The 15,188-nt window shown below is 33.4% G+C and carries 9 protein-coding genes; all 9 read right to left on the reverse strand.

Annotation, left to right across the window (positions count from 1 at the left end; translation table 11 throughout):
• Window positions 1–26 precede the first annotated feature (26 nt).
• Window positions 27–1,658 carry a hypothetical protein gene (locus ACH5TX_RS11980; RefSeq protein WP_439339737.1) on the reverse strand — a complete coding sequence of 544 codons (1,632 nt, stop codon included), beginning with the start codon at window positions 1,656–1,658 and terminating at the stop codon, window positions 27–29.
• 8 nt (window positions 1,659–1,666) lie between these two features.
• Complete coding sequence (locus tag ACH5TX_RS11985; protein ID WP_439339738.1) at window positions 1,667–3,796, reverse strand: alpha-L-rhamnosidase-related protein; 2,130 nt, start codon at window positions 3,794–3,796, stop codon at window positions 1,667–1,669.
• Window positions 3,797–3,830: 34 nt separating this feature from the next.
• Complete coding sequence (locus ACH5TX_RS11990; RefSeq protein WP_439339739.1) at window positions 3,831–5,204, reverse strand: MFS transporter; 1,374 nt, start codon at window positions 5,202–5,204, stop codon at window positions 3,831–3,833.
• Window positions 5,205–5,372: 168 nt separating this feature from the next.
• Window positions 5,373–6,248, reverse strand: a complete 876-nt coding sequence (locus ACH5TX_RS11995; protein WP_439339740.1) for a sugar phosphate isomerase/epimerase family protein — start codon at window positions 6,246–6,248, stop codon at window positions 5,373–5,375.
• Between the two features lie 13 nt (window positions 6,249–6,261).
• The gene (locus ACH5TX_RS12000; protein ID WP_439339741.1) at window positions 6,262–7,854 is read right to left on the reverse strand and encodes a sodium:solute symporter; all 1,593 of its coding nucleotides are present in this window, start codon (window positions 7,852–7,854) and stop codon (window positions 6,262–6,264) included.
• Between the two features lie 89 nt (window positions 7,855–7,943).
• On the reverse strand, window positions 7,944–8,693 hold the full coding sequence (locus tag ACH5TX_RS12005; protein WP_439339742.1) for a phytanoyl-CoA dioxygenase family protein: 750 nt from the start codon (window positions 8,691–8,693) through the stop codon (window positions 7,944–7,946).
• Window positions 8,694–8,732: 39 nt separating this feature from the next.
• On the reverse strand, window positions 8,733–10,997 hold the full coding sequence (locus ACH5TX_RS12010; protein WP_439339743.1) for a glycoside hydrolase family 31 protein: 2,265 nt from the start codon (window positions 10,995–10,997) through the stop codon (window positions 8,733–8,735).
• A gap of 90 nt (window positions 10,998–11,087) precedes the next feature.
• A complete protein-coding gene (locus tag ACH5TX_RS12015) occupies window positions 11,088–13,592 on the reverse strand; it encodes an L-rhamnose mutarotase (protein WP_439339744.1) in 2,505 nt (834 codons plus the stop codon).
• Between the two features lie 296 nt (window positions 13,593–13,888).
• Window positions 13,889–14,953: a Gfo/Idh/MocA family protein gene (locus ACH5TX_RS12020; RefSeq protein ID WP_439339745.1), complete on the reverse strand. Its 1,065-nt coding sequence runs from the start codon at window positions 14,951–14,953 to the stop codon at window positions 13,889–13,891.
• Window positions 14,954–15,188 lie beyond the last annotated feature (235 nt).

Genomic DNA, 15,188 nt, shown 5'->3' on the forward strand with positions numbered 1-15,188 from the left:
AAGTATTACAATTTAATGGCATTAAGCTACTTCATTCTTTCTTTTAAAGCCTCTCTGTTAAGCTTCACTTTAACCATACCCATTGGGTGGAATCTTTTCTTTAAATCGATAGCAGCGTACACAATAGTATACACATCATTTCCTTCTGGAATTAAGCATAATGGCGTGCGCATAATATCCCACCATTTATCAACTTTTGTTTCAATTGGTAAATACCTTGCTTCTTCCCAATTATAACCATCTTTAGACAATGAATACGCCATCATATTTGGTAAATGATGTCCCCAACCATCTGGTCCGCCATCAAAAACAGCGATATAAGTTCCATCTGGTAACTGACTAACAATAGGGTTTTCAACAAAAAAAGGATGCATAGAGGTTATAGGATTTACGCTTTTATCCATGCGTTTCCAAGGCCCTTCTAAACTATTCGATTCTGCTAAAGCTACAAACCAACCTTTTCCTGTTTTCTTTGGATAATCGTCCCATGATTTAAACGGATAAGCACCACTATAAAACCCTAACCATTTATCATCACCAACCTTATACGGAAAAAAGGAAGCCACACCTTGACGTCCTTCCCAAGGTTGAGAATTTAAACCTGGCTCAATAATAACGCCTATATCTTTGTATGGACCGCCAATGCCTTCAATACCATCAACAACCGATTGGCAACGCCAAATTCTACCAAAAGAATGATTAGGTTCTATTTCTTTATGAACGGTATAAGCTAAATAATAACCATACCATTTATTTGCTTCTTTATTAAATACGGGCATATAAGACCAAATAGCGCCACGCCTGTCGTTTAAAGGATTATCATCTTCGGTTACTGCATAATTACCACTTGCTTGATAAATAGTAGATTGACGCGTCCAATGAATAGCATCTTTACTAGTCCAATGCCCTATTTTAGTTTTAACGCGATCAAAATAAGCTTCTACCCCTATTTCGCCTGCTCTTTCTGTTGGAAACATATGATATGTATCGCCTACTTTCACACATCTACCGCCTTCAAAACCACCTTGTATGCCTTCGGTTCCAGACATACCTCCATCTATAGTTGGTGCATTTTCACCACCTAGTATTTCAAAAATAGGAGCTTCATCTGAAAAACCTTCAACAATAAAGGTTGGATTCCATAAATTTCCATCAGGAAACTCTGCATCACGAAATACTAATTCTTGATTACTTTTTACCACACCCAAAACAGTATACAAATCGGTGTAATTAGAATTGATTACATAAGTGCCTTTTTTATATGGTATCGCATAAACATCAACTGGTGGTAAACCTGTTATAGTCAGTGCATTTTTTAAAACAAGATTTGCATTTTCTATTGCGGTATTTCCTTGAAATACACCTACAAGTACTTTTACAGATTCTCTAAATTTTAACTTTAAAGGCTTCGCGTTCTGAAGTGGTAATTTAATCCCTGTTAAGCCTTCTAATTCTGGAGCTATTCGTACTATATTATGTTTACTTTCTGAAAACACATGTCCGTATTCCGTTGTTTCAAAGGTTTCATAAGTACAACCTACAAGTTTAAAAGATGCTGCTTCCCAAGCAACTTGTTTTACATCCTCTTGGTTTTGAGCAACAGAAACTAAACTTCCAAAAATTAAAAAGAAAACTACTATATATTTGAATTTATTCATCATCTAAATTATAATGCGTTGTATGCTATTTGATATGATATATTAGGCGCTATTATTAATTGATATTCATTTTCACCTAATGCTGTGATTTCTCCAGAATTGGTTTCTGGCTTACTTGTACTATTAATGATTAATCTACCTGTACCTTCTGAAGCTTTTACTTTAATTTCGTTTGTACTACAGTATAAATCTACAGAACCATTAGGTGTTGGCACTTTACCTTCTATCCATTTTAAACCACCTAAATTTGGCTTTACTTCATATGTTTTATATCCAGGTGAAGTTGGTTTTACACCAAAATAGTATTTTCCAAAAAGATAAATAGGACTTGCTCCCCAAGCATGACAAAGGCTTTTTCCATAAGGTCTGCCATACATTGCTAAATGCTCTTCACCTTTATCATTAGGGTTATATAATTCCCAAAAAGAGGTAGCTCCAAGTTTTAGCATGCCGCCCCAGTAATCACGGATTTCATTTAAAACAAATTCTTGTTCTCCCATGGCACAAAGCGCTTCCAACTCGTAAAAACGCATATAAGGTGTCGTGATTTTCTGAATATCATCATTTAATAACACCTTGTTTTTTACACTTTGCTTTTGTGCTTCATCAAAATAATCAAAAAAGATACCGAACATATTAGCATATTTGGTAACAGTGTCTTGCACCTCGCCATCTATATACTGATGTTTCATGACTTGCGCATCTTTATCCCAGAAGACATCAAACAATTTCTCTTTTAAATCATCGGCTAATTTTTGATATTGTTTTTGGTCTTCATTTTCTCCTGCTATTTCTGCACTAACTGCTATAGCTTCTAAACTTCTTACCAATAGCATTTGCTCAAAACTAACCTCGCCTGCTTTTGCTAATCCATCGGCCCAATCAATAAACACCCAATCGCCTTCTAAAGGCTCTAAGAAACCGTTTTTATTTCTTCTGCCTAAGCAAAATTCCATGAGTGTTTTTATGCGTGGATAAAATGTCTTTATAAAACTGGTATCACCCGTATATAAGTAATAATCATATAAGCCCATAAACCAATAGAGCGAATAATCCATAATGGTATTTACATGAGCAGTTACAGGCTCTTTTCCGCGAAGCGCTAAAAATGTGCGTTCTACAGAGGGCGAATCAAAAAACAAATAATAATTCATTAAATAACTTTGATAAGCGTCACCAGACCAAATCCAACGATCGCGCTTAATCCCATCTATAAAAAATTCGCGAGATGTTAAATGCATCGTATATGCTGATACATCCCAAATGTCATTCAATAAGCTATCAGATGATTTAAATTCGCCACGATATTCTAATGGTAAATATTCATAAAGCATCGAAATAGAATCATATTCTACTGTAGCGTCTGCTTGTACTTGAACATATCTGAATGCTTTAGATTTATCATGTGTGTATATTTCAGGATGATTACCATCAAAATGGATATAATCTAATGTTTCACATTTTTCAGAATCTAGCGCTTCCTCACGAGATTCTCCATAATACAGAGCTAATTTACCTTCTCCTTTTAAACCATGAATGCGGATATAACCAAAGGTTTCTTTTCCAAAATCAATCAACTCACCAGTTCCTACTTTTTCTGTTTTTTTTGCATTCCAAGGTTCTGTTGCTAAGCTAAATTTGGAAGGCTTATTTTTAGGTGAATTAAAATTCCAAGAACCAACAGGCACCCAAGGTGTTCCAGATTGTTGTGCTTTACCTGTCTCATCAATCCATAGTTTATCTTCGTTAGTTACTTTCCAACTGGCATTGGATTTAACGTACTTACCTTCAATATAAATAGCTGGTAATACTTCTTGATTATATACTTTAAAAGAAATTTTATGTTTTCCTGCTGGAATTATAATTGATTTGGGTACACCATAGATTTGAACATCGTCTACCAGTAATTGAAAAGAACCCTCTGAATATATTTTTACTTCATCCTGTTCTGGAATATCAACTTCTGTTTGAAAGGTAACCAAAGGGTCTGGGCTATAATATTTCCAAAGTGGAGGAAATACAGCTTCGCGTTCGGTACGTCTTACTTGCATTTTATTGCTCAACCAAACTTCAAAATCGCCTGGATACCATATCCAAGTTGCATTAGAATCACTATTTGGCAAAAAAGTTTTACCCATCTATTTTATTTTTTATGATAGTATAAATTCTGTGTTAGATATTGTCTCCGTATCTTTCTTTTGTTATTTCTTCCAATGTTTTACCACGCGTTTTTGGCGTCCAAATAGTTCCTATTATTAATGCGACAACAAGTAATCCCATCATAATTTTAGCCGCCATGTAAAAGCCTTCGCCGTTTTCGCCATATATGTAAACAAATCCAAAGCCCCATAATGCCGCTATACCTCTTACAACAAAAAACATAATACCCTGAGCTGCTGCACGGTATTGGGCTGGAAAGAGCTCTGAAGCCCAAAGCGCATAAAATGCTTGCACACTAATTCCTGCGTGAACTCCCCAAAGAATGGTGAACGTCCATAATGCAACATAGTTTTTAATTCCGATGAAAATAAGGATCCCCCAAGCAACAATGCCTATACCCGTTCCTATAAAATACAGCCAACGTTGATTTACTTTATCGACAAACATAGAGAACCCAAAATAAGTAACAGCAATAATTACGATCCATTGCACAGCTGAAATCATATTAGCATGTTCGTTAGAAAGTCCTCCTGCTGTTTCATAAATATGTTGCTGAAAAAAGCCCATTACAGAAGCCACCATATTCCATGTTACATAAATTCCTGCAAGAAAAAGCATGGTACGAATATTTACTTTTTTAGTAAAAAGTGATCCAAATGAAGCAAAAACACTTGGTTGCTTCTCCTTACTTTCCATTTGCTTTTGTTTAGCTTCTTCCCAGTCTTTTGACTCATTAAGTTTTCGTTGCAGATTCCATGCAAAAAATGCTACAATAAACAACGAACCAAAAATAATACGACTACTGAATACATTTACCGCTTCAACGCTCGCATCACTACCAATAAATAGTTCTGCTACTTTTTGTACATAACCAAACAAAACACCATCTGAAGCATTATCATTACCTGGAGCAAGCAACATTCCTAAAATTAAAATAATCATTGGACCTACTCCCCAAGCAACCTGAGAAATACCCATATTACGTCCTCGATTATTAACTTCAGAATTTTCAGAAATATAAGTCCAAGAAGCAGGAACACCAACGCCTACAGATATACCTGTAACCATAAAACCTGTTAATAACATTGGGAAATTTACCGTAAACATAATAATTGCAACCCCTAACATATACACAAGCATATTGTAGGTGTAAATTGTTTTTCTTCCGTATTTGTCGGCAAGAAAACCACCTATAATGGCTCCAATAGCAGCTCCAAAAGCATTTGCACTAAGTGCATTAAGCCAACCAAGATCTCCCTCAGCTAGTCCGAGATAATTTTGCCAAAGCGTTAATCCGCTTGCTCCAGCTACAATCGCGCCTGCATCAAGATAATTAGTAAGCGATACAGCTATCGTACTTTTTAAGCTTCCTTTTTTATGTTCCATGTTTTATTTATTTAAAATTTAGTTGTAGATGCTAATAATGAACTTATTTAAACTCTTCTATTTTTAGTAAATATGTGAATACTTTTTACTATTTCCATCCTGTTCTTTCCTGTAAAAACAAATAAAAGAAAAGAAAAGAAAATAAAAGAAAATTTTGTTTTAAATATTCTACTTAGAATAAAATTCTTTATTGGCATTATCCCAACATTCCTGAATGATTTTTTTGTACAATAATGCTTGTTGCCAACGATCGCCTTCTTCTTGCTCACCTTCATCAGTAGGAATTGTTCTTGCATAAAAAATATCAGCTTTCAACAATTCAACCGTAAAACAAATATAATCTCCAGGTTTAGCTGAATTTAAAAACCCAAGAAAAGAACGCTTCCACATCTCTTTGAAATGATTCACATACTCTAAATTTTTATCGTCTTTAACATCAACTTGAATACATCCAGGATTTCCTATACGACCATGTATAAAGCGAACACGATCCAAAACGGGTTGAATAAAATCCCATTTATTTTCGATACCTCCATAAACCATTTCTTGTCCTGTGTACCAATGTGAAAAATCACCATTAAAACGAACTTCAGGAAAACGTTTTGTTAATTCAACAGTTCTGAATAAATCTTGTGTTATAGTTGCCCGATGTGTTTCAATATAAATAGGAATATTGTAAGCCATAGAACTCTCATTAATGTAGCTTACTAAAGCATCCATCTCATCATCTGATTCCATTCCCCAACCTAAATGCACCGTAGCACAGTTATAATTTAAAGCTTTCCAAACAGGCAATAAATCTTTTAAATCTCCTACTTCATTAACTCTTGCGTGCGCTGTTAATTGCAAGCCCAATTCGTTACACAACTCAGGATTTCCATCTTGAATACCTCCAAAACCTGCATTTGCAATGGCTTCGTGTTTTCCTCTATCATTTCCTTTTGGTCCTTTAGAAAAAGCAGGTAAATCTTCGCAAGTACCATAATTTATATCAATACGTAATGATGGTTTATTATTACTCCCATCGTTCGTGTTTTTTATCATCTTAAACTAATTATTAATGTCCGTTAAAATAGATATACAAGCCTACCATTGTAATAATAAGAGCTGCCCAAAGTATTTTTACTTTCGGAGTTACTTTTCCTAGTTTACTATAATCTAAAGTGCTTTTGTATGGATTCTTTTCTTTATCTAAATAAGAAATAATGACAATCATAACCGATAAGAACACAAAAATATAAAATGATAGCAATAAGAAATGAGGCCATATTTTAACACCAGAAGCTGGGTCGTTTGGAATTACCCAAAGGTATAATACGCCTACTGTTAAACTAAGAAGTGTTCCGAAAATTAAAATACTATTCGCTGCTTTTGTGGTTGTTTTTTTCCATAAAACACCAAACAAAAACACAACCGACATAGGAGGTGCAATAAAGCCTAAAACCGATTGAAAAACATCGAATAAATTAAGACCTTTAATACTATCTATTGCCATCGTAACAAAGATGGATATGACAGCTCCAGAAATGGTAACTAAATGACCTACTTTAACTATTTTTTTCTGACTTGCATCTGGCTGAATCTTTTTAACATAGATATCCATAGTAAAAACGGTACTCAAAGCATTTAAAGCTGAATCGATTGTACTTACCAAAGCTGCTATAAGAACCGCCATAACTAAGCCTTTCATTCCTGTTGGAAACAACTCGGTTACCATAGTCATGTACGCTTCATCTGGATTACTTAAATCAGGAAACAAAATAAAACACATGATACCTGGCAATATAAAAAGCGGTACATCAATAATTTTTAACCAACCTGTAAAATTAGCTCCTAACTGACCATGCTTAACACTTTTAGCACCTAAGACTGACTGTACCATAGATTGATCGGTACACCAAAACCAAACACCCATAATAGGATACCCTAATAATATAGCTACCCATGGATAACTAGCATCATCGGCAGGTAAAAACAGATTCCAATAATTGGATGGTGTTTTTTCAACTAAAGCGCTAATACCTCCTACTTTTTCTAATCCCACCCACATTAAAGCAAAAGACACCACAATAAGTAATACCATTTGAATAACGTTAGTATATGCTATGGTTTTAAGTCCGCCTGCCATGGTAAAAAATCCAGCAATAAGGAGTAATAAAACAACCGATAACCACATAGGTAAATTAAGAATTTGCTGAATTAAAACGCCTCCAGCAAACAAGGTTAATGACAACCAGCTTAATAAAACAGTTACAATAGTATACCACGCTAAAATGTTTTGAGTAGAATTACCAAAACGTTTTCCCATAAATTCAGGCAAGGTTTGTACTCTAGCTCCTAAATACCTAGGAGCAAAAACCACTGCTAATAGAAAAATAAATATGAAAGCATACCAAGAAAAATTCCCTGCTACAATACCCGTTGAATACCCAATACTGGCAGAGGCTATTAACATTGAAGGTCCCACATTGGTTCCCCACATATTAAATCCAATACTTGTCCAATTAAGCGAATTACCTGCTAAAAAATAATTTTCATCTGCAGGACGTTTTTGTCTAAAACTAATCCAAGCGCCAATGCCTATTAATGCTAAAAGATAAATACCTACAACAGCAAAATCTAGCGTTGCTAATTGATCATATATATTCATGTGCTATGTCTCTTATTATTTTATCGATTAAAGTTAATCAATAAATTAGTTTAGTTGGTAATTGGTTTTAGGTTTAATATAATTACAAGCTAGTATTTACTAACGTTTTCACCTGCTTTAACAAATGGTTCTGCCCAATAAAGAGGTTCTTTTTCATTCTTCATGATAGGTTCTGCTGAATATTGAATTAACAAAACACGTCTAGATTTATTAGTTGTATTAGACCCACTTCTATGAAAACAGGTACTAGAAAATAAAGCCACATCTCCTGCATTTAAAACAGCAGGAACACCTGGATTATCACCAAAATACCCAATTTTATCATTTGTTCCTTCTTGCAATACGTGATCTATTCTATCTTTTACACCTGCATCTTTATATGGCAATAGGTAAACGGTTCCGTTTTCTTCGGTTACATCATCTAAAGGACACCAGATAGACAAATATGGTTTATGCTCAAAATCTAAATAACCAGAATCTTGATGCCATGAAAACGTCATCCCTTTATCGGCTGCCTTTACTACGTATTGTTCTAAAAACAAAAAGACATCTTCACCCAATACTTTTCTGGTAATTTCTTCCATTTCTTTACCAAAAATAAGGTCCTGCATCGTTTCACTGTCTTTATACCTTAAAGCAATAAAATAGCGTTTTCCTTTATGATTAATCTCATCGACCTCAACGCCTTTAGCATCCATCTCATCATCCTTTTCTTTTATAAATCTTTGGCATTCACCTTGTAAACGTGCTATAAGTTCTTGTGGAATCACATTTTTCACAATACAAAAACCATCTTCTTTAAACTGACTTAATTGGTCATCTGATAAAATCGCACTCATCACTTCTAATTTTTAAATTATTATTTGGTTTAATTGGTTTTATATAAAGTCTAAAGACTTCCAAATACCTTTAAAATTGGCATCTATCTTAATATTTTCTATGTTATTCATATCCATATCGTCTGTACAACTTACAGCTTCTGGATATATTGGAATTATAGTACCTTCTTTAACCCAAACTGGCATATCATCCATTGAAACTTCAAAATCTTTTAACCAACCATTCGCTTCAAACTTTTCTCCTGTAAAGAAATTGATCCAATTACCTTCAGGTAAATACACATCTCTTTTATTTTCTGAATTCATCATAGGAGCTACTAAAAAATCGTCTCCAAAATAATATTGATCGTCTATATGCCAACACATTTTATCTTCTTGATGATGCATTAATAAAGCTCTAATAACAGGAAATCCAGAAGCTGTTGTTTTTTCACTTTCTTGTAAAATATATGGCAGTAATGCATAACGTAATTTCCACCATTTTTTTACTATTGAAGCTATGTTTGGATAATAATAAGGCTCTCGTTTTGAGGTGCCATGATAACGCATATGTGAAGTAAAGACACCAAACTGTGTCCAACGCACATACAAATCGTCTGGAATTACAGAATTCATAAAATTAGGCACACCATGAAAGCCAGGAATATCGTGACTCCAAAAGCCAAAACCAGATAATCCTAAATGAAGACCACCTTTTAAAGACCCAGCCATACCATCCCAAGAAGCTGCAGCATCTCCTCCCCAATGGATAGGATAACGCTGACAACCACTCCAACCTGCTCTTGCCCAAACTACACCGTCTCCAGCTACTTCTTTTGTTACTTCAAATGCTGCTTTTTGATATAATAAGGCGTATAAATTATTTAATTTTTCGGGTGCCATATCATGATAATTGGCATCTAAATGAATCTCTTCTCCAAAATCAGTTTTTATACAAACTACTCCCATATTTAAAAGCTCTCGTAATAAATCTTTATACCACTCTACAGCTTTTGGATATGTAAAATCTATGGTACCTGCATAATCTAGATTACTAAAATTAGAACCACCTCTCATTACCCCCGCATCTAACTGCCCCATGTAATTATTAGCTTTTGCCTCTTCATACTGTTCTGCATCTTCAGATATATAGGGCATTTGCCAAAGGCTTACTCGGTATCCTTTACTCTTTAAATTTGAAACAAATTGTTTCGGATTCGGAAATCGTTCTGCATTAAATTTCCATTCACATAACCAATCGGTTTTAAACCAACCAGTATCTAAATGAATTACATCACACGGAAAATCTTCATCTCTTAGTCTATTGCATATTGTAGTGACTTCTTCTTCTGAAAAGTATGTCATTTTACTCATCCAAATACCATAACTCCATAACGGTGGCACTGTTGGAAAGCCTGTAATTTTTTTATATTGATAAATAATTTTATCTGGTGAATCTTCTCCTATTAAAAAGATGTCTAAAACAGGTTCTTCAACTAATAACTGAACAGATCTTGTAGAAAAATCTGCTATTGAAAATTTACAATACGTAGATGTATGTAGAAACATCCCATACATTTCACTAGATAAATAAAAAGGAATATTTTTATATGTTCTTTTATTATTTACGCCTTGCCCGTCTTGATTTTTTAGTTGAAACGTGTTTCCAGACAAATCCATTTTACTAAAACGCTCGCCTGTACCAACAAACTTTTCGTCTGGTTTTGCATGAAAAGAAATAGAAGCTTTACTTGGCTCTCCATATTTTTCTATAAAAGATAGACACATCGCGTCCATTCTATTTGGAAAAAACTGATCGTAAGCACTCACCGTTATTGCTTTTTTTCCGTCAGGATAAAAAACAGCTTGCAAAGATTCTTCTGGTTCTGGTAATAAATCACTCCAATAATCAATCTCTGGATTAGATAAATCAAAAACCGCTCTTATTACGCCCTTTACATCTTTAACGCTCCATGTTTCATTAGATTTTTCAATATTCAATTTCACTTCTTGAATATCATCAGTCATTTCTAACATAGGAGATGTTTGAGCAACCTCCTTTTCAAAACCAACACTAACTCTTAATATTTTTTCTCCAAAAGCTCTTAAAAAAACTTGATAGTTCTTTTTGGGAATAGATGTATCTGGCGCAATTTCATTAGATAATAATTGACACTGGAAAGGAACGGTAAGCACCACACCTAATCCTATATTTTGAATATCAATTGGTTTACAGGCTTTCCAAAGTCTAGAAACACCTTCTTCTAAAGATAAATCGGTATTAAAATCTAGAAAGTCAAAAAATTGATGGTTGGTTTGTTTCATCTACTTATATCTATTATTTTTTAATGATCAGATGTAACATCCAAATAATAATTCCTTTATTCATTTTCAATTTAATCAAGAATGTTTCATTTAGTCTAGTTTGTCAAAAAACACCCAGGTTTCGTTAGGTTTTGTTCCTTCTATTCCTGTTTGGTATTTACTCATTAAAGCATTCCACTCGTTTACACGCGGATTACCTTCGGTTGTTTTAGGATTTAATTCATCCAAGCTTTCACCTTTTGGAATACTTATTACTAGCATTAACTGTCTGTCATTTTTAAATACTTGCAATTGCTGAAAATCGGCATTACAAAATCCTTGTGCTACTTCTGGCCATTCTTCAAATTGCGTTTTATGGTAATCTAAATACTCTTGTTGAAGCTTTTCATCTTCAACTAAATTGGCTGTTAACACAATATGTTCCCATTCTGATTCTGGTTTTGAATCTTCACATCTTTCAATCTTTTTAAAATCGTAAACCGGATGTTCGTAAATTTTAATTTTAAGAGATGGAAATTTTAAAGACAACTTTCTTTTTACGCGTTCTGGTTGATTCATTTTTCCATAAATAACCAAATGATTTTTCCATTGATATAATTGTTGATCAACGATTCTAAATCCTTTTAATTTTGATTTAATTGTAGAAATATCAAAATCTGAACCTACTAATTCAATAGCTACAGGGTCTGGTAATTTTTGCATGCCCCACGTTTTATCAATAACAACTTCGCTCTCTAACAAACTTTTATAAGGCGCTCTTATTCCTGCATTTTCTTTAATACTTTCGCTTACATAAGCATTATTATCTTTCCAAATATTACCTGCAGGCCCATTGTTATTTCTTAAGTTTTTTTCTGTTGGAATCCAGTTATTCTTTATGGTAAAATAAGACGAGCCTTCATCTGTATATAAATACAGCCATAAAAATGGATCGTGCGCATACGGACTGAGATATACTTTATCAATATAATTCTCTTCTATTCTGCTATCTGGTTGAGAAGACAATGTATAAACACCTGCTACATCATGTAAATGTTTTGCATAATGATGAATTTTATTGGCTATAATTTTATTATTACGCATAACACTTAAAGTTGGTGTCCAGCCCCAACCTAGACTGATACCTGAATATGAGACATCGGATATTTCATTATGAGCAATGGTAATATTTTTTACGAATCCTGCAGCAATTCCTATGGTTCCCCAATCTTCGTTTGTCACATTAGTAATTAAATTATCGGTAATAACTTCATCTGAAGACACGACGCGTTCATCTTTAGGATTATAAGGTAAATGTGCTTCAAAACCTTCTTCAGAAAACACACCTACATTAATTGCACTTCCCCCAATATCTTTAAATAAATTGCCTTTTATAGTATTATGATTAGTGCCTTTAATTAAATCTAATCCAGTAGATGCTAAATGTTCAAAAGTACAGCCTTCAAATTGAATATTATTAGCATAATTAACTTCTACCCCTGCTCTTGGTCTACCAACCCAAGCTTGATTTTCTAAACTGGCTTTATCTGGAGTTCCTGGAGTTTTTAATTTATAAGCATCTAACAAATACATACCTGCTTGTAATGGTACATGTCCTTGTTTTGAAGGTCTTAACCAATTACTATACTGAAAAGAAACACCTTTAAAAGTTATATGATGAACAGGGAAATCAAGAGTTCCTTTAATCTCGACTAGATTTTCTAAAACTGGCACAGTAACCTTTACGTCATCAATAGTTTCTCCTGCTCTAGGATAATAATAAATTTTTGCATTGTTTTTATCTAAATACCATTCTCCAGGTTCATTTAACATGGATATGCCATTGTTTAAATAAAAGGCAGAATTACCATTATTTTTTGAAATCCAAGGTGCTGGCCAAGGATGCTCACTTTGAATTCTACTTTCTGGTTGTTCAAAAGACACTCTAGCACTATCTTGATGCACTTCTATATCTTTAACACGAAGATTTGCAATGGCCCACCATTGAATAATGAACATTTCAACACCAGGTTCAAACTTAATTGACTTGTCTTTATAAGGAATCCAACAGGTTTCAGTTGTTTTATCCCAAGATAAAATGCGTTCCATTTTATTTCCAGGTGTGCTTTTAGCTCTTACAGCCTTTTTATCATTTACCCATAACTGTCTGTAATTAATTAAATCGCCAGCTTTTTTTGGTGCATCGGCAACCCAAACAACTCCTGGTTTTAATCCGTTTATTGAAACCTCAGATTTTTGCCATCCAGTTACTTCTAATCCACCACTCAAAATAGGTTTAGCCCCATTTTGTGCTTCAATAATCGTTGGACTTGACTCGGTTCCTGAATCTTCAGACCTAATAAATACAGGCTCATCAAGAAAATAGGTAGCGTCCATTAAAATAATACGAATACCACCTTTTATTGAAGGATCATTTAAACGCCTCATATTTCTTGCTTTTCTTAAAGCCATATTTAAGGTTGCAAGTGGACTTTCTTTAGTTCCTTTATTAGTGTCTTTTCCTGAATTGCTCACCCATATTTCGGTAGCATGACATGAAAAGGCAATACATAAAACTAATAGTAACGTTATATATTTAGAATATTTTAATATCATAATTTCTTTAACTTTAAACTGATTTCTCTTTATTCATTTTGCTTCAAAAACTAAGTCACGTTTTCTAACAATATAAAAATAAGCCCTTTAATTATCTATTTCTAAAAATAAAGACAATATAAATCTGATTTAACAGCAAAGCGCTGCTAATATTGCCATTAAAACAATAAAACAATGTTATTTTTAAACGATGGTCAATTTCATAAACCCACTATTACTAAGAAACAAAATAGCTTATTTATCAAAAAATATGTCTGTGTATAGATTCTTAAAAAGCAAAAATTTATTTTAATTTTTTAAATACCAAATTCGGACTTTATATCTGCTATTTTCACAGGCTTTCCTGTTTTTAAAGTCCTATCCATTGCTTGCAACAAAGCTACAGTTCCTATACCTTCTTCCATATTTGGACAAGCCGTAAAACCTTGTTCAATACTATCAACAAAATATTCTAAGTAATTTTGATATTCGCCAGCATGATGTGTTTGACCTTCAAAACGATAATAATATTTAAGTTTATCATCACCCCAATTAATAATTTTTTCTTCGCCATCCTTAGATGTTACAGAATAACGCAATTCATGATAATCGGCTTGATTCGCTCCATGTGTACCTCTTAAAATACAACTTAAAGGACTATCTCTTTTTACAGGTTGCGTTGGAGAAGAATACACACCACTTACTCGTGCAACTCTTCCATCTATAGCTTTAAAAATAAAATGCATAACATCTTCATTTTTTAGCCCTGCTTCTTCTCCATTTTCACTTATCATACCATAACCCATAACCTCTTCAATATCTGGTAAATACCATCTTATAAAATCTACAGGGTGACTCAAACCACCATATAACCATTTAAAAGATTGCAACAAAGACCATTCTTTTTCTAAAAACCAACGATGGTCTGCATGATAATAAGATTCTACGGTAATTAAATCTCCTATAAGTCCTTCTTCAAAATCTTTACGCTGCCGTTTCATAGGCTCTGAAAACCTCGAACTCTGCCCAATAAACACCTTTTTACCAGATTTTTCACTTAACTCTAATAATTCTCTAGCTTGCGACAAATCATCTATAAATGGTTTGGTACAAACCACATGCTTACCATGAATTAAAGCTTGTTTAACATGTTCAGCATGCAAATGATCTGGTGTATATATGGCTATAATATCAATAGACTCATCTTTTAACAAATCGTCATAATTTGTTGTATAATATGGAAAATCAAATTCTTTTACTCGTTGCTTACAGAGTGCTTCATTTGTATCACAAATTTTCACCAACTCTAATTTAGAACTATGTAAAACAGCAGACATAGTACTTCGACCTTCCCCTAGTCCAAGGATAGAAATTTTCAACATTTAATATTTTATTTATTCAACATGAAAAATTAAAATTTTAGAAAATCTAAATAAAAAGGATGAGTTCCTTTTTCTGCTATTAAACAGATTATCTTACTTTAATTAATTTATAGCTAATATTGCTGTTTTAATAATAAAATAATGTTATTTTTAAACGATGGTCAATTTTATAAAAACCTATAAGTATTAAAAATTGCCTCTAAATAAATTATTAGCTAATTGCTTGCTTTGATTT

Origin of the sequence: Thalassobellus citreus (assembly GCF_044385915.1) — a bacterium.
Classification (GTDB): domain Bacteria; phylum Bacteroidota; class Bacteroidia; order Flavobacteriales; family Flavobacteriaceae; genus Thalassobellus; species Thalassobellus citreus.

Bases quoted from the DNA above. Each gene is read 5' to 3' on its own strand.
- ACH5TX_RS11980 (WP_439339737.1), bottom strand. From the start codon at position 1,658: ATGAATAAATTCAAATATATAGTAGTTTTCTTTTTAATTTTTGGAAGT.
- ACH5TX_RS11985 (WP_439339738.1), bottom strand. From the start codon at position 3,796: ATGGGTAAAACTTTTTTGCCAAATAGTGATTCTAATGCAACTTGGATA.
- ACH5TX_RS11990 (WP_439339739.1), bottom strand. From the start codon at position 5,204: ATGGAACATAAAAAAGGAAGCTTAAAAAGTACGATAGCTGTATCGCTT.
- ACH5TX_RS11995 (WP_439339740.1), bottom strand. From the start codon at position 6,248: ATGATAAAAAACACGAACGATGGGAGTAATAATAAACCATCATTACGT.
- ACH5TX_RS12000 (WP_439339741.1), bottom strand. From the start codon at position 7,854: ATGAATATATATGATCAATTAGCAACGCTAGATTTTGCTGTTGTAGGT.
- ACH5TX_RS12005 (WP_439339742.1), bottom strand. From the start codon at position 8,693: ATGAGTGCGATTTTATCAGATGACCAATTAAGTCAGTTTAAAGAAGAT.
- ACH5TX_RS12010 (WP_439339743.1), bottom strand. From the start codon at position 10,997: ATGAAACAAACCAACCATCAATTTTTTGACTTTCTAGATTTTAATACC.
- ACH5TX_RS12015 (WP_439339744.1), bottom strand. From the start codon at position 13,592: ATGATATTAAAATATTCTAAATATATAACGTTACTATTAGTTTTATGT.
- ACH5TX_RS12020 (WP_439339745.1), bottom strand. From the start codon at position 14,953: ATGTTGAAAATTTCTATCCTTGGACTAGGGGAAGGTCGAAGTACTATG.